This is a genomic window from Thiomonas sp. DCM-2 (genome assembly GCF_056820905.1).
The window spans coordinates 1956764-1970948 of the sequence record NZ_CM165962.1; the positions used below are offsets into that span (position 1 = coordinate 1956764).

At 66.0% G+C, this 14185-nt stretch carries 14 protein-coding genes; 4 read left to right on the top strand and 10 right to left on the bottom strand.

The window, feature by feature from the left end:
- Positions 1 to 36: 36 nt before the first annotated feature.
- From AC1ZQA_RS09385 to flgA, 10 genes are all read right to left on the bottom strand, one after another.
- Positions 37 to 435 (bottom strand): flagellar export chaperone FliS, encoded by a 399-nt coding sequence (locus AC1ZQA_RS09385; RefSeq protein WP_482676708.1) that lies wholly within the window; start codon positions 433 to 435, stop codon positions 37 to 39.
- A 24-nt stretch (positions 436 to 459) separates the two neighbouring features.
- Positions 460 to 2436 carry a flagellar filament capping protein FliD gene (fliD, locus tag AC1ZQA_RS09390; protein ID WP_482676709.1) on the bottom strand — a complete coding sequence of 659 codons (1977 nt, stop codon included), beginning with the start codon at positions 2434 to 2436 and terminating at the stop codon, positions 460 to 462.
- A gap of 103 nt (positions 2437 to 2539) precedes the next feature.
- Entirely contained in the window at positions 2540 to 2959 is a 420-nt protein-coding gene (locus tag AC1ZQA_RS09395) for a hypothetical protein (protein ID WP_482676710.1), read from the bottom strand.
- 116 nt (positions 2960 to 3075) lie between these two features.
- Positions 3076 to 4557 carry a flagellin N-terminal helical domain-containing protein gene (locus AC1ZQA_RS09400; protein ID WP_482676711.1) on the bottom strand — a complete coding sequence of 494 codons (1482 nt, stop codon included), beginning with the start codon at positions 4555 to 4557 and terminating at the stop codon, positions 3076 to 3078.
- Positions 4558 to 4760: 203 nt separating this feature from the next.
- Positions 4761 to 6254, bottom strand: a complete 1494-nt coding sequence (locus tag AC1ZQA_RS09405) for a flagellin N-terminal helical domain-containing protein (RefSeq protein WP_482676712.1) — start codon at positions 6252 to 6254, stop codon at positions 4761 to 4763.
- A 93-nt stretch (positions 6255 to 6347) separates the two neighbouring features.
- Positions 6348 to 7520, bottom strand: coding sequence for a chemotaxis protein (locus AC1ZQA_RS09410; protein WP_482676713.1), 1173 nt, complete (start codon positions 7518 to 7520; stop codon positions 6348 to 6350).
- On the bottom strand, positions 7517 to 8041 hold the full coding sequence (locus AC1ZQA_RS09415) for a chemotaxis protein CheW (protein ID WP_482676714.1): 525 nt from the start codon (positions 8039 to 8041) through the stop codon (positions 7517 to 7519). Before AC1ZQA_RS09415 ends, AC1ZQA_RS09410 begins: the two co-directional genes overlap by 4 nt.
- Positions 8038 to 9069 carry a histidine kinase gene (locus tag AC1ZQA_RS09420; protein WP_482676715.1) on the bottom strand — a complete coding sequence of 344 codons (1032 nt, stop codon included), beginning with the start codon at positions 9067 to 9069 and terminating at the stop codon, positions 8038 to 8040. The genes AC1ZQA_RS09415 and AC1ZQA_RS09420 overlap by 4 nt, the downstream gene beginning before the upstream one ends.
- Before the next feature lie 74 nt (positions 9070 to 9143).
- Positions 9144 to 10115, bottom strand: coding sequence for a GGDEF domain-containing protein (locus AC1ZQA_RS09425; RefSeq protein ID WP_482676716.1), 972 nt, complete (start codon positions 10113 to 10115; stop codon positions 9144 to 9146).
- 178 nt (positions 10116 to 10293) lie between these two features.
- Positions 10294 to 11043 carry a flagellar basal body P-ring formation chaperone FlgA gene (flgA, locus tag AC1ZQA_RS09430; RefSeq protein WP_482676717.1) on the bottom strand — a complete coding sequence of 250 codons (750 nt, stop codon included), beginning with the start codon at positions 11041 to 11043 and terminating at the stop codon, positions 10294 to 10296.
- 254 nt (positions 11044 to 11297) lie between these two features.
- Here flgA and flgB point away from each other — a divergent pair, with 254 nt between their 5' ends.
- Genes flgB through flgE form a run of 4 tightly spaced genes read left to right on the top strand, consistent with a single transcriptional unit; the run spans position 11298 to position 14168 of the window.
- The gene (flgB, locus tag AC1ZQA_RS09435) at positions 11298 to 11705 is read left to right on the top strand and encodes a flagellar basal body rod protein FlgB (protein ID WP_482676718.1); all 408 of its coding nucleotides are present in this window, start codon (positions 11298 to 11300) and stop codon (positions 11703 to 11705) included.
- A gap of 30 nt (positions 11706 to 11735) precedes the next feature.
- Positions 11736 to 12152, top strand: coding sequence for a flagellar basal body rod protein FlgC (flgC, locus tag AC1ZQA_RS09440; RefSeq protein WP_482676719.1), 417 nt, complete (start codon positions 11736 to 11738; stop codon positions 12150 to 12152).
- A gap of 18 nt (positions 12153 to 12170) precedes the next feature.
- A complete protein-coding gene (locus tag AC1ZQA_RS09445; RefSeq protein WP_482676720.1) occupies positions 12171 to 12875 on the top strand; it encodes a flagellar hook assembly protein FlgD in 705 nt (234 codons plus the stop codon).
- Positions 12876 to 12926: 51 nt separating this feature from the next.
- Positions 12927 to 14168 (top strand): flagellar hook protein FlgE, encoded by a 1242-nt coding sequence (gene flgE, locus AC1ZQA_RS09450; RefSeq protein WP_482676721.1) that lies wholly within the window; start codon positions 12927 to 12929, stop codon positions 14166 to 14168.
- The last annotated feature ends 17 nt before the right edge of the window (positions 14169 to 14185 follow it).

The window sequence follows — 14185 nt, forward strand, 5'->3', positions numbered from 1 at the left end:
GGCGGGCCAATCCGTGTTGCCACGGAACGGCGCATCTCAGGCGGCCTGCTCCAGCCCCTGAAGCCAGGAATCGCGCAACGCGGTCACCACGGTCCGGCAATCGTCGATGGCCTGCAGGTCGTCGAAGATGTTGGCCTGCGCCAGACGCGCCAGCAGATAGGTATAGACCCGCTCCAGGCGCTCGCCCACCGGCTGCTCGGCGAGCTGCGGACCATCGGGCAGGACGGCCAGCAGATGCTCGACCAGTTGGTAGGCACGGCCGAGTGCCTGCCCCTTGAGCGGCCAATCCTTGCCGTCCGGCTGGCGCAGGGCGGCTTCGGCACGGCGCAGATATTCCAGAATGCCATCGAGCCCGAGGACATAGAGCTTGTCCGCGGGGACGCCCTGGCTTTCCACCTGGCGGTAGGCACGCATGGCAAAGGCTGCTGCACTCATCGAACTCTCCTGGTGTGGCGGCGATCAGCCGCCGGTCGAACTGGAACTGGAACTGGAATTGGAGCTGGAACTGCTGTTGCTCGGATTGAAGAACGCGGTGAGGTACTGTCCCACCGACTGCAATTGCGCCACCTGAGTCTGCATGGCGTTGAACTGTTGTTGCAGCAGCGCGGTCTGCGACGCTGCGCTGGCCTGCAACTGGGTGATCTGCTGATTGATGCCCTTGATGGTGTTGTTCAGCCCGCTGGTGGCAGCGGAGACAAAGCCGCTCTGGGTGTTGAGCGCCTGGGTCAGGATGGCGTTCATCTGCTGATACAAACCCTGGCTCACCGTGATGGAACCCAGGCTGCCGGTGGCCTGTCCGCTGATGCTGACCTGCAGTCCCAGCGCCGGACCCGGCCCGGTGACGGTGAGTTGCTGCCCTGCGCCCGTGCCGACCTGACCATTGATGGCGCCCACCACATCCGTGCCCTTGGCACTGAGCAGGGTGGTGCCGATGCCGGTGCTGCCGGCAGACGCTGGCTGCGTGGACACCACGGTGAAGTTCTGCGCACTGCCGTAGTCGGCCGACTGGAATTGCAGGCTGCCGTTGTTGTTGACCGCCGAAATATTGCTCAGCCCCTGCTGGCTCAACGTGGCGTTGACCGTGGCGACGATGGCGTCGATGGTCGAACCCGAGGCCAGCTGCACCGACACGCTGGTGGCGCCGGAGCCGATGACCAGAGTTTCGGCACTGGTGATGCCGCCGCTGGCAACCGGATTGGACGCCGTGACGCTGGCCTGCGTGGCGCCAGAGGTGACGTTCACCGCATAAGTGCCCGGCTGGGTGCTGTTGCCGGCGCCCACATATTGCACATTGGCATTGGTGGTTGTCCCCACCTGCCCGAACAAGCCCGCCACGGCGTTGTAATTGCTCTGCAGCGCGGAGCCGAGCTTGCCGCTGTCGAGCACCAGGGTGCCGTCCTGCGCCAGGCTCACACCCACCGCGCCCAGCGAGGCATAGGCGCTGCCCGGCGTGGTGCCGATGCCCTGTCCGCTGATGAGGTTGAGCAACTGGGTACGCAGGGTCTGGATGCCGGCATTGCCGATCAGCGGCCCGCTCTGGCCGGAGGCGCCGTTCGAGCCGGGGTTGAACGCGGTGAGCTGGTTCAACGTCCCCATGGTGGTGTTGAAGGCGGTGACGAAGCTCTGCACCGAGGTGACAAAGGCGCTGGTGTCGTTGGCCACGGTCAGCGTGGTCGAACCGCTGGCCTGCAGCAGGTTCAGGCTCACCCCGGGGATCGCACCGCTCACGGTATTGGTGGCACTGGTCACGGCCAGGCCGTTGATGCTCACCGAGGCGTTCTGCGCCGTCTGGCTCTCGGTCATTCCACCCGACACGCCCGGGCTGTAACTCAGCGCACCCAGCGAACCGGTCGCCCCGCTGGTGCGCACCGTGAACGCATTGGCCGCGCCCGTGTTGTTGCCCGTGAGGGTGAGGCGATAGCCCGTGCCATCAAAAATGACCGCGGCATTCACTCCACTGTTGGATTGGTTGATCGCCGCGGCGATGCCGTTGAGCGAGTTGTTGCTGCTGTCGATGGCAATATTGGTCACCGAACCGCTGCCCACCTGAATCTGCAGCGTGCCCGTGCCCACCGCGGTGTTGGTGGCCGAGGCAAAGTCCTGCGAGTAGATGCTCTGCGTCTGCGCCAGCACGATATTGCTCAGCGAATAGGTGCCCAGCGGCGCATTGGCGCTGGCCGTGCCCGACACCGCGCTGGAATTGCTCAGATTGACCGTGCGGTTGTTGAGCTGGGTGACGTTCTGCAGCCCGGCCACCGTGGATTGCAGGCTGGACAGGCTGCTCTGCACCGAACCCCAGGCGCTCAGCGTGGACTGGTACGACTTCTGCTGGTTCTGCAGCAGGGTGATGGGCTGCTGATACGCCGCCGACAGCGACGTGATCAGCGACTGCACATTGATCCCGCTCACCAACCCTGAAATGGACACCGACGACATGCTGTGCTCCGAACGCGTTCCCGCTTGTTGACCTTAACGACACCCCCAGCCCGAACTGTAGGGCCTGCCTGGCGAAACACAGGCGTCGATGCGTGGTTGCGGGTCAGGCCTTTTCCTGCAGCAGGCTGCCCGGGGTCATCGGCTGATCGGCGCCCTGCGCGGCCGCCTTCACCACCTGTTCCGCCGGGACGTAGTAGCGCACGAACACCTGCTGCGTCAGCTTGTCCTTCAGCTCCACCAGCAACTGCCCTGGGTGCGAGCCGCCAGGATCCAGCGCGGCAGTCAGCGCCACCGAGGGCGCCTGCTGGCTGACCTGCTTCTGCAGGGTGTCGGCTGCCTGCGCCAGCGTGGCGGGGGGCACCGCAGGCTGAGGTGGCAATGCGGCGCCAGCAACTGCGGCCGCCGCGCCGGGTTGCGGCTGCGCCACGCCTGAGCCGGGCGCCGCTGCGGAGCCAGTCATCCTGGGCGTCTGCGGCTGCACCGTGCCCAGCGCAGACAGCCCCACTGCATTTTGAACGTCCATGATGCCTCCATTCAGGCAGATGAAACCCCATACAAAAAGCATGCAGCCGATGGCAAAACCCCCGGGACACCTGACGGCGGCCCGGGGAAACCCTCTGGAGAAACGATCAAGCCGGATTACGGCAACAGCTTGAGGTAGCTCTGTTGCAACGCGTTGGCCTGCGCCAGGGTGGAGATGCCCGCCTGCTGCAGGATCTGGTACTTGGACAGCTGCGTGGTCGCCTGCGCGATATTGGCATCCTGCACCACAGACTGCGCGGCCTGCAGATTGGTCGCGGTGGTCTGCACGTTCTGCACCGAAGCCTGAATCCGGTTCTGGATCGCACCCAAAGCGCCGCCTTGCTGGTTCAGGGTGTTGATCGCCTGGTCGATGATCGACAGCGCCTGATTGGCGCCCTGCACCGACGACACATCCACCGTGGACACGGCCGACAGCGAGCTGATGTTGCTCAGTCCGATGGCAACACCGTTGCCCAGCGAATAGCCCTGGGTCGATTGCAACTGGGTGAAGCCCTGCACCAGCGCCGTTTGGGTAGTGCTCGAAACCGTCGAACCACCAGCAGCCAGCGTGCCGTTGCCGGTAAACCCGGTGATGGAAATGTTCTCGCCCTGGCTCTGAGTCAGAACGAGCTGGTTGCTGGAGTTCACACTGGCGGCGATGCCGGTCTGTGCGGTGGAACCATTGATGGCCGAGACCAGCCCGCTCAAGCCGGTGGGGTCCACGCTGGTGACGTTGGCCGAGATGTTCACGGCATTGGTCTGTCCACCCGTTGTGGTGTCACCATTGCCGATGCTGAAGCTGAAGCTGCCGGTGGTCACGGTGAAGGCCACGCTGGTGTTGGCCGTGGCGGTCACGCCGGTCTTCTGGCTGATGGCGTTGATCGAGGAAGCAATGCTGGCTGCCGATTCGGTTGCCGTCACTGCCACGCCGCTGGCCCCGGCAGAGCCGGACACCGTGACATTGCCGGCCGTAAAGGCTCCAGCGCCAGCCGTGATGGTGAAAGCCTGGCCTGCGGCATAGCCATTGCTGCCGGCCGCGCCCGTGGTGCTGTAAATGGTGCCGCTGGCCGCCATGACGTTGTTCCCGATGGCGTTGGAGTTGGCGTTGGCCACCGAGACGTTGATGATCTGGTTGGCATTGGCGCCGACCTGGAACTGCTGACCGCTGAAGGTGCCATCCAGCAGATTCTGGCCGTTGAACTGGGTCTGCGTGGCAATGGTCTGCACCTGGGCGAGCAACTGCGACACCACGCCCTGCAGCGAGGCCCGGTCTTGCGCGGTGTTCGAGCCGTTGGCCGACTGCACGGCGATGGTGCGGATCTGTTGCAGCAGGTTGGTTTCGTTCTGCAGTGCGCCGGTGGCGGTCTGCACCAGGGAGACGGCCTGGTTGCCGTTGGAAACTGCCTGGTTCAGGCCGTTGATCTGGGTCTGGAAGCGCTGCGAAATGGCGTAGCCCGCCGGGTTGTCCGCAGGGCCGTTGATCTGCTTGCCAGTGGACAGCTGCTGAATGTAGGTGCTCAGGCTGCTGGACGTGCCGCCCAGGGCGTTGAGCGTGTTCAGCGCGTTGACGTTGGTATTGATGATGCCGGAAATGGCCATGATGGAGCTCCTTTGCTATGGGGAAATCCGGCATCCGTGCCGAATACGGACAACCCTGTCCGCATTCATCTTGACGACACGCCTGCGAGGGACTTGAGGCTGGCCGCCGAAAATTGTTCTGCTGCGTCGGCGCGGCGCATAAAGAAGGAAACGGCCCAGGTCGCCGGATGCGAACCTGGGCCACAGCCAACAGAAAAACCGTCTTACGGCAACAGCTTGAGGTAGCTCTGTTGCAACGCGTTGGCCTGCGCCAGGGTGGAGATGCCCGCCTGCTGCAGGATCTGGTACTTGGACAGCTGCGTGGTCGCCTGCGCGATATTGGCATCCTGCACCACGGACTGCGCGGCCTGCAGATTGGTCGCGGTGGTCTGCACGTTCTGCACCGAAGCCTGGATCCGGTTCTGGATCGCACCCAAAGCGCCGCCTTGCTGGTTCAGGGTGTTGATCGCCTGGTCGATGATCGACAGCGCCTGATTGGCGCCCTGCACCGACGACACATCCACCGTGGACACGGCCGACAGCGAGCTGATGCTGTTGAGACCGATGTAGCCGGCGTTGCCCAGCGAGTAGCCCTGGGTGGATTGCAGTTGGGTGAAACCCTGGATCAGTGCCGTGGTGTTCGCAGTGCCCAGGGTGAAGGTCGTTCCACCACGCAGCGTGCCCGTACCGGCAAAGCCGGACACCAGGATGTTCTGCCCCTGACTCTGGGTGAGCACGAGTTGATTGCTGGAATTCACGCTGGCGGCGATGCCGGTCTGTGCGGTGGAGCCATTGATCGCCGACACCAGTCCGCTCAAGCCGGTGGGGTCCACGCTGGTGACATTGGCCGAGATGTTGACCGCATTGGTCGGGCTGCCGCTTGTGCCATTGCCGATGCTGAAGCTGAAGCTGCCGGTGGTCACGGTGAAGGCCACGCTGGTGTTGGCCGTGGCAGTCACGCCGGTCTGCTGGCTGATGGCGTTGATCGACGCGGCCACATTCGCGGCCGACTCATCTGTGGTGACGTTGATCGCGGCCGCTCCGGCATAGCCGGACACCGACACTGATCCCGCGGTGAAATTGCCCGATCCGTTGCTGATGGTGAAGGCGTTGCCTGCGTCGTAGCCGTTATTGGTGGCACCGCCGCCTGTGCCATTGGCGATGGAGTAGGTGCCGAATGCCACTGCGCCCATCACATTGTTCCCGATGGCGTTGGAGTTGGCGTTGGCCACCGAGACGTTGATGATCTGGTTGGCATTGGCGCCGACCTGGAACTGCTGACCGCTGAAGGTGCCATCCAGCAGATTCTGGCCGTTGAACTGGGTCTGCGTGGCAATGGTCTGCACCTGGGCGAGCAACTGCGACACCACGCCCTGCAGCGAGGCCCGGTCTTGCGCGGTGTTCGAGCCGTTGGCCGACTGCACGGCGATGGTGCGGATCTGTTGCAGCAGGTTGGTTTCGTTCTGCAGTGCGCCGGTGGCGGTCTGCACCAGGGAGACGGCCTGGTTGCCGTTGGAAACTGCCTGGTTCAGGCCGTTGATCTGGGTCTGGAAGCGCTGCGAAATGGCGTAGCCCGCCGGGTTGTCCGCAGGGCCGTTGATCTGCTTGCCAGTGGACAGCTGCTGAATGTAGGTGCTCAGGCTGCTGGACGTGCCGCCCAGGGCGTTGAGCGTGTTCAGCGCGTTGACGTTGGTATTGATGATGCCGGAAATGGCCATGATGGAGCTCCGTCGCCGTGGTGCTTCCGGCATCCATGCCGGAGACGGACGACATTGTCCGCAGTGCGAATAACGGCACGCTGAAATGAAACTTTAGGAATTCTTTTGCGCCGCCTGCTGCAGTGCTTTGCGCAGGTTCTGCAACTGCTGCGGCAACGGGGCGAGCTGCTGCGCCTGTTGTTCTGCCGCCGTGTGCCACTGGGCGCCTGCCTGCGCCGCACGTGCGCTGCGCGTGGCGAGGTCTTGACCAGCGGCGGTGATTTGTGCGGTGGCAAGCTGAAGATGCGCGAGCAACTGCGCACGCGCTTGCGAAAGCGGCGCTGGCGCATCCGCCGTGTCCGTTGCGGGGCGCAACGGAAGATCATCCGCACCGAGAGTCTTCAGCCCCGCGAGCAGCGCGTCCAGATCGGCCTCGGTCTGCCTGAACAACTGCACCTCGACCCCGGGCGTGCTGGCCAGATGCGCGAGTTGCAGCCGCAGATTCAGGCCGAACAATTGCAGATCGTCGACCACCTGCCGCAATTGCCCGGCTCGCTGGCGCAGCATCGCAACCGCCTGCACATGCTGCGCGCCGCGGGCCTGGATGTGCGCTGCGGCTGCGGCTTCCTGTTGGTCTGCAGCGCGGGCCTGCGTGGCAAATTCCTCGGTCAAGCGGTCCAGGGTGACTGCAAGAGTGCCGAGAACTTCGCCCTGATCTTGTTCGGGCGCCACAGCCTCGACCGTGGCGCGCGCAAGCCGGTTGGCCGCTGCCAGGGCAGATTCCAGCGGCAGCAGCGCCTGCGCGGCCTCCTGCACCTGGCGCTGCAGCAGCCGCAGTTCGGCCTGCGCCTGTGCGGTTTGCTGCTGCCAGGCACTGGCGTGCGCACGTTCTGCGGCAAGGGCCTGTTGCAACGTGTCGATCTGCGCCTTGCTCTGGGCGTTGATACAGTCTTGCTCCGGCGCAGGCTGGGCTTGGGGCGCAGGTTGCTGCGCTGCGGCCTCGATCAACGGCCACCACAGGGGCGCCAGGGCCGACTTGCCTGCCTCCCCAGCCTGCGAATCTGCGCGGGCCTCGCGCAGCACCTGCTGCACCTGCAGCAAATCGAGCCGGAACGACAGGCCGAGATACAGCGCCAGCAGCAGGAGCAAGGCAGCGCCTGCGCCCCAGGCCGTGAGCAGCAGCGCAGGCTGCGCAGGAGACACCCAGGCGATTGCGGCCATGCCGCCGCCCCAGGCCAGGGCGATGAGCCAGAACAGCAGCAGGCTGCGTTGCGGCGTGCGTTTCATCGCACCCCCTCCCGGTCTGCCGGGTGCAGCCGGTCCCAGCAGGCCTTCCACAGCGCGGCCACGTCGAACACGGCAATCGGCATGGCAGGGGAACGATCGAGGCCTGCCGGGGCGATGTCCGGTGTGTCGCCCGCATGCAGCACACCGCGGATCGCGTTCCACGGTGGCGGCAGACCGGGCTGGGTCGGCGCCCAGTGGCGGGTGAGCGTCGTGGTGGACAACCGCAGCAAGGTGCCGACGCCGTCGACCACCAGCACGCCGGCCTGCTGCGCCTGCGTCCACACCAGAAAGCGGGCATCCGGCCCCGTCAGGCTGGAGCGCCGCAAGAGGCACGCGCCGAGATCGAGCACCAGCAAGGGCCTGCCCTGCCAGGCCATCAGCCCCGGACTCTGCGCAAGCGCGGTGGTCATGGGCAGCGGCATCAGCCGGGGCGCGCGCAGGATTTGCCGCACCGCCGAGGCGTCCAGGGCGTGCGTCTGGTCGCCGAGCCGGAACTGCAGCCAGGAGGACGCCCCGTTCATCCGCCCACCCCGGCCTGCAGCCAATTCAGATCGAGCAGCAACACCGGCTGTTCGCTTTCCGGCTGCCACGGAACCCCGGTCAACGCGGCGGCCTGCACGCCGCACAGCGCTTGCAGCGCAGGGGGCAGCGGCCAGAACACCAGCGCATGCTGACTGCCGATCGCATCCACCTGCAAGCCGAACGGCGACGCGTCCGGACTTGCCCGCAGCATCAGCACCGCGCTGCCCGGCGCGGGTGTGGCGTTTGCGGCATGCCAGCGGGTGGGCAGATCGAGCGCCGGCCAGGCGCGGTCGTCGTGCAGCACGAGCAACTCACCGCCGGGGCCGATCCACTGTGGCGCGTCGGGCCCGAGGTCAGCTTGCACACCGTCTGCCGGAACGGCAACGACCCAAGGGCCGACCGTTGCGGTCTGCACCGCGATCTGGCGTGGCTCTGGCAGGCTGTCGGTCTGACCCGTCGTCGGCTCTGGCTCTGGCTCTGGCTCTGGCTCTGGCTCTGGCTCTGGCTCTGGCTCTGGCTCTGGCTCTGGCTCTGGCTCTGGCTCTGGCTCTGGCTCTGGCTCTGGCTCTGGCTCTGGCTCTGGCTCGGGCTCGGGCGAAGGGCGCGTTGCGGCGGGTGCAGGCGCGGGCTCAACGGGCGGTGCGGGCGCCTGGGCTGCAAGCGGCTGCCCGCTCCAGATCGCAAGCTGCTGGCGCAGGCCGTCGATCACGCCGCGCAGGGCATCCCACTGCAAGGCGGCGCCTGCAGCAATCAACGGCAGTTGGCGCAGCAGGTCCTGCTCGCCCTGGCGGCACAACGCGCTGATCGCGCCGAGCTGCAAGAAATCTGCGCCGATGCGGATGCCGCGCAGCGCTTCGGCGGCATTGCCCAACGCTTGCAGGGTGTCGTCGCGCTGCGCCTGTGGCTGCAGGCCCAGGATGAACAGCCGCAGAAATTCCTCCGCGTCCACGCGAAACGCCGCCTGCAGATCCTGCGCGCTGGCGTGGCGCAGGCCGCTGAGCGGGCGATGGAGGGAATCTGCAGCCATGGCCGGTCAGCCCGCAGGCATGCCCCGCGCCAGACCGCCGTGCGTGCAGCGCCACGCAGCAAGAGGCACCCTGTTCATGCGCAGGATTCGAGGTGAACCTGGTCGCGCCCCTCGGCCTTGGCGCTGTAGAGCGCCTGATCAGCGCAGCGCAGGGTCGAGGCGACGGCGCGCTCGGTCAGCGCCGCCACACCGGCAGAGAAGCTCAGGTGCAATCCGCCGGCCTGGGTCTGCACCAGTGGCTTGGCGACGACGGACTGGCGGATGCGGTCGACGATGCGCACCGCCTGTGCCGCCGTGGCGCCCGGCAGCACGAGCACGAATTCCTCGCCGCCATAGCGGTACACCCCGTCATACGGCCGCAGCGCGCCGCGCAGCACGCGAGCGAATGCCGCCAGCACGCGGTCGCCGGTCTGGTGGCCGTGCTGGTCGTTCACGTCCTTGAAGTGGTCGATGTCGACCATGACCACCGCGCAGTTGCGGCCGTGGCGCAGGGCCAGAGACTGCTCGGCCTGGAGGCGCTGCTGCAGCGCCGCCCGCCCGGGCAGGCCGGTGAGGGGATCGTGCGCGGCGCGCTGGGCAGCAAACACGATTTCCATGTCGGCAAAGCCCTGCAGCACCTCCAGACCGAGATCGATCAGCCGATCCCAGGTCTGCACGGCGCGGGTATGCTGCTTGTCGGTTCCGGCCAGGGTGGCGATCAGGCCGCACAGCGTGGTCAGCCGACTGCGCTGCAACGCACCCAGGGGCAGCAGTTCCGCCGCCTCGGCCCCGGCCAACTGCAGCGCGCGGTCGAGCTGATGGTCGATGGCGGCACGCGGCAGGGCCGCCATCGCTCCGGGGTTGTGGCGGTACGCGCCTTGCCGCAGACAGCGCTGCAGCCAGGCAGCGTAGATTTGCCGCGCCAGACGCAGCGCCGAGGTCTCGGCCTCCAGCGTGGCGTCGAGCGCCGCAGCAGCCTGGCCGCCCTCGACAAGCGCAAGCGCGGGGGCCGGGGCGTCGGATGATTCGGAAATGTCGGCATTGGGCATCAAGGCAATGGCGCGCATGGGGTCCTCCTTGGGAGATATCCCCTGCATAGCAAACCCGGTGCCACGCGATTTCCATCAAAAAAGACAGGAATCCGACAGCCAACCTGCTGATTGACAAGGTCAAAACACCTGCAATCGGACTTGCCGGATGCAAACCTGGCCAAGAAGACGGTTTTTTGACGCAGGCTGCACCCGATCAATTCAGCGGCACCACCACCTGCCCCTGCGCGTCCACCACCCCGCTGACCACCCGGCCCGACTGCAGATTGCGCACCAGCACCGACTGGCCGACGCGGCCGTCGGCCATCGCCTGCCCCAGCGCCACCAGCCGCACCCCCATGCCCTGCGCCACCAGGCTGACCGGCTGGCCGTAGTGGACCAGTTGCGGCCCGGTGAGCATGCTTTGCACCAGCGGCTGGCCCGCAGCCACGCTGTACCGCAGCACCTGCCCAACCAGCGTCTGCGCGTCGCTCACCGCGCCCGGCGGCAGGTGGGCGGAATCGCGCTCGACCGTGGTGAGATCGGCCGCGCTCAGCACATGCCCGGCCTGCAGGGCCCGCGCCACCACCACGACGCCCTGCTGCTGATCCACCCGGACCGGCAGATAGAGCGACCAGACCTGCGGCGCGGCGCAGCGCACCTCCACGGTTTGTGCGCCGTAGGGATTGGGATTGCCGAAATAGGCGGTGCGCAGGTCCGTGCACAGCGGAAAGCGCAAATCCGGCGCCGGTCCCTGGACTTCGATCTTCGCCCTGGCGGCCCCAGCAGGCAGACCCGCGCGCACGAACGCCTCGGCCGCCGCGCGGATGCTGGCGGGGCTTTGCACGGCGGGCAGGGCCCACACCGCAGTTGCCCAGATCAGGCCCAGGCCGAGAGCGACTGCGGCGCGCAACGCAGACCATGGCACGCCACGCCGCGGACAGAAGGGGGAATGCACAGAAGGCATGGAACAGGGCAAGAGACAGGAACACGCATGTTGGATGTCCGTTCAGTGCAAGGTCCGTACCAGCCAGCGACCGTCCGGTCCGTTCTGGCTGCGCAACGGGCTGGCGCCGCCAGCGGCGGCAGACCGGCAAGGTTTTGCCGCTTGGAACAGGGCGGATTGCCGCTTTGCGCGGGCGGCTCCCGGCGCACACCGATGAGCAGGCCTTGGCATGGAATCTGCAGTGAAGACGCCACAGACCCACCCGACCAACCGCCATGCTCTCCGCCCTCGACCGTGAATTCGCCCCGCTGCAAACCGCCCTCAACCTGCGGGCGCAGCGCCAGCAACTGCTGTCGGCCAACATCGCCAATGCGAACACGCCGGGCTACAAGGCGGTCGATCTCGATTTTTCTGCGGCCTACAAGGCGGCCCTGTCCGGCCAGCAAACCGGCGGGCTGCCGCTCAACACCGAACAGCCCCGCCAGTTCGCGGGCCGTATTGCTCCCGTTGGCGCCGAGTTTGTCGCCTACCAGGCCGGCAACACCGTGCGGCTCGACGGCAACTCGGTGGACATGAACCGCGAGCAAGCCGCATTCCAGAAAAACAGCATTCAGTACGAAGCCGATCTGACCTTTCTCACCGGCAAGATCAAGACCCTGACCTCGGCCATCACCGGCAATTGATGCGTCGTCCCGATTGTTGCGAGCCCCGCCATGTCCCTGTTCTCCGCCCTCGACGTTGCCAACTCCGGCCTGAATGCCGAGAGCTATCGCCTCAATGTGGTGGCCAGCAATCTGGCCAACGCCAATTCTGCGGTCAGTTCCAACGGCCAGCCCTACCGCGCCCGCGAAGTGGTGTTTGCCGCGCAGCCGCTCACCGGCCCCGGCATGCCTGCCGGGGTCAACGGCGTCCAGGTGGCCGGCGTGGTGGAAAAGCCCGGCCCGCTCAAGCTGGTGTATGACCCCGGCAACCCGCTGGCGAACAAGGACGGCTATGTCAGCTATCCCAACGTCAATCCGGTCGATGAAATGGTCAACATGATTTCCGCTTCGCGCGCCTATCAGGCCGACGTGAACGTCATGAACACCACCAAGAACCTGTTGTTGAAAACCCTCACCCTGGGTCAGTGACCCTGAAGGACGACTGCCATGAGCACCTCCCCCATCGGCTCCAACGCCTTTCTCTCCTCGCTGCAGTCCAGCAGCAGCGGCACCTCCGGCAGCAGCACCAGCGGCCTCGGTGGCCTGGGTGGCCTGGCCGACGTCAACACCTTCTACAAGCTGTTGGTCACCCAGCTCACCAACCAGGACCCGATGAACCCCCTGAGCAATCAGGATCTGTCGGCCCAGCTCGCGCAGTTCAGCACCGCCAGCGGGGTGCAGGGGCTGCAGCAGAGCATGGCCACGCTCACCGCGCAACTGGCCCAGACTCAGGGCCTGCAGGCGGCCAATCTGGTGGGGCAGACCGTGGTGTTCGACAACAACAGCATCAGCCTGCCGGCCAGCGGCAGCACCGCCGGCGGGTTCACGCTGGCCTCGGCCGCGCAGAACGTGCAGGTACAGGTGCAGAACAGCGCCGGACAGACCGTCAGCACCCTGCAGCTCGGCGCGCTACCCACCGGGGTGCAGACCTTCAGCTGGGACGGCACGACCAGCGGAGGACAGAAGGCACCCTCCGGCAGCTACACCTTCAATGTCACCGCCACGGACAGCAGCGGTCAGGCGGTGGCCGCCGTGCCCTTCGGCACGGGCAAGGTGCAGTCGGTTTACCTGAGTGGCAGCAACGGCCCGTCACTCCAGCTTCAGGGGCAGAGCGGCACGGTGCCGCTGTCCAGCATCCAGGGCGTGATGTAAGCGCCTGACCGTACCGCCCACAACGCACAACGTCTTTTTTCGGGGAATTCCATGAGCACCTTCCAAACCGCACTCTCTGGCCTGAAAGCCGCCTCGACCGACCTGCAGGTGATGGGCAACAACATCGCCAACGCCAACACCGTGGGGTTCAAGCAGAGCAACGCGCAGTTCGCCGACGCCTACGCCACGGCCATTGCGGGCACCGCGCCGCAGTACGGACAGGTGGGCATCGGCACCTCGGTGCAGACCGTGGCGCAGCAGTTTTCGCAGGGCAATATCAGCGCCACCAGCAATCCGCTGGACATTGCCATCAACGGCAGCGGCTTCTTCCAGTTCAACTACAACGGCGCCACGGTCTATGGCCGCAACGGCCAGTTCCAGCTCGACAAGAACGGCTACATCGTCGATGCCGCAGGCGGGCAGCTCATCGGCACCCCGGCGGTCAGCGGCGCGCTCACCGGCGGCAGCGGGCCGCTGCAGATCACGGCCACCAGCCTGGCGCCCAAGGCCACGACCAGCGCGACCGTGGCGCTCAATCTCAACGCCTCCGTGACCCCGCCAGCCAGCGGCACGCCGTTCAACATCAACGATCCGACCACCTACAACTATTCCACCACCAGCACGGTGTACGACAGTCTGGGCACCTCGCATCTGCTGAGCACCTATTACGTGCTCACCTCAGGTTCAACCTCGGGGCAACAGTGGAATGTGTATTACAGCGTCGACGGCACCACCAGCAGCGGCGGCATCACCAGCGGCGGGCCGCTGTCCATCCAGTTCACGTCCACCGGTGCGGTCAGCGGCGCGGCCAGCGGAACGATCAACGGGCTGACCTGGTCCGACGGCGCGTCGGGCTCGACCATTGCGCTGAACTTCGCCGGATCGACCAATTACAACGCGCCTTCAGCGGTGAGCAACATCGTCAACGACGGCTACGGCGTCGGCCAGTTGAGCAACCTCTCCATCGATCCGAGCGGGGTGATCTTCGGGCGCTACACCAATGGCCAATCGGCCACGCTGGGGCAGATCACATTGACCAATTTCAAGGCACCGCAGGGCCTGCAGCGGGTGGGCAACAACTACTACGCCTCGACCTACCAGTCTGGCCCGCCGCTGACCGGCAGTCCCCAGTCCGGCGGGCTGGGTTCGCTGCAGTCCAGCGCGGTGGAAGAGTCGAACGTCGATTTGTCGTCGCAACTGGTCAACCTGATCGTCGCGCAGCAGGCGTATCAGGCCAATGCACAGACCATCAAGACGCAGAACCAGGTGGTCCAGACCTTGCTTACCCTGTGATCCAACCGCCCATCTGA

Coding starts and splice junctions, on each gene's coding strand:
- AC1ZQA_RS09385 (WP_482676708.1), bottom strand. CDS start 435: ATGAGTGCAGCAGCCTTTGCCATGCGTGCCTACCGCCAGGTGGAAAGC.
- flgC (WP_482676719.1), top strand. CDS start 11,736: ATGTCCCTGTTCTCCGCCCTCGACGTTGCCAACTCCGGCCTGAATGCC.
- AC1ZQA_RS09420 (WP_482676715.1), bottom strand. CDS start 9,069: ATGGCTGCAGATTCCCTCCATCGCCCGCTCAGCGGCCTGCGCCACGCC.
- AC1ZQA_RS09410 (WP_482676713.1), bottom strand. CDS start 7,520: ATGAAACGCACGCCGCAACGCAGCCTGCTGCTGTTCTGGCTCATCGCC.
- AC1ZQA_RS09400 (WP_482676711.1), bottom strand. CDS start 4,557: ATGGCCATTTCCGGCATCATCAATACCAACGTCAACGCGCTGAACACG.
- AC1ZQA_RS09405 (WP_482676712.1), bottom strand. CDS start 6,254: ATGGCCATTTCCGGCATCATCAATACCAACGTCAACGCGCTGAACACG.
- AC1ZQA_RS09425 (WP_482676716.1), bottom strand. CDS start 10,115: ATGCGCGCCATTGCCTTGATGCCCAATGCCGACATTTCCGAATCATCC.
- AC1ZQA_RS09415 (WP_482676714.1), bottom strand. CDS start 8,041: ATGAACGGGGCGTCCTCCTGGCTGCAGTTCCGGCTCGGCGACCAGACG.
- flgB (WP_482676718.1), top strand. CDS start 11,298: ATGCTCTCCGCCCTCGACCGTGAATTCGCCCCGCTGCAAACCGCCCTC.
- AC1ZQA_RS09395 (WP_482676710.1), bottom strand. CDS start 2,959: ATGGACGTTCAAAATGCAGTGGGGCTGTCTGCGCTGGGCACGGTGCAG.
- flgE (WP_482676721.1), top strand. CDS start 12,927: ATGAGCACCTTCCAAACCGCACTCTCTGGCCTGAAAGCCGCCTCGACC.
- flgA (WP_482676717.1), bottom strand. CDS start 11,043: ATGCCTTCTGTGCATTCCCCCTTCTGTCCGCGGCGTGGCGTGCCATGG.
- AC1ZQA_RS09445 (WP_482676720.1), top strand. CDS start 12,171: ATGAGCACCTCCCCCATCGGCTCCAACGCCTTTCTCTCCTCGCTGCAG.
- fliD (WP_482676709.1), bottom strand. CDS start 2,436: ATGTCGTCGGTGTCCATTTCAGGGTTGGTGAGCGGGATCAATGTGCAG.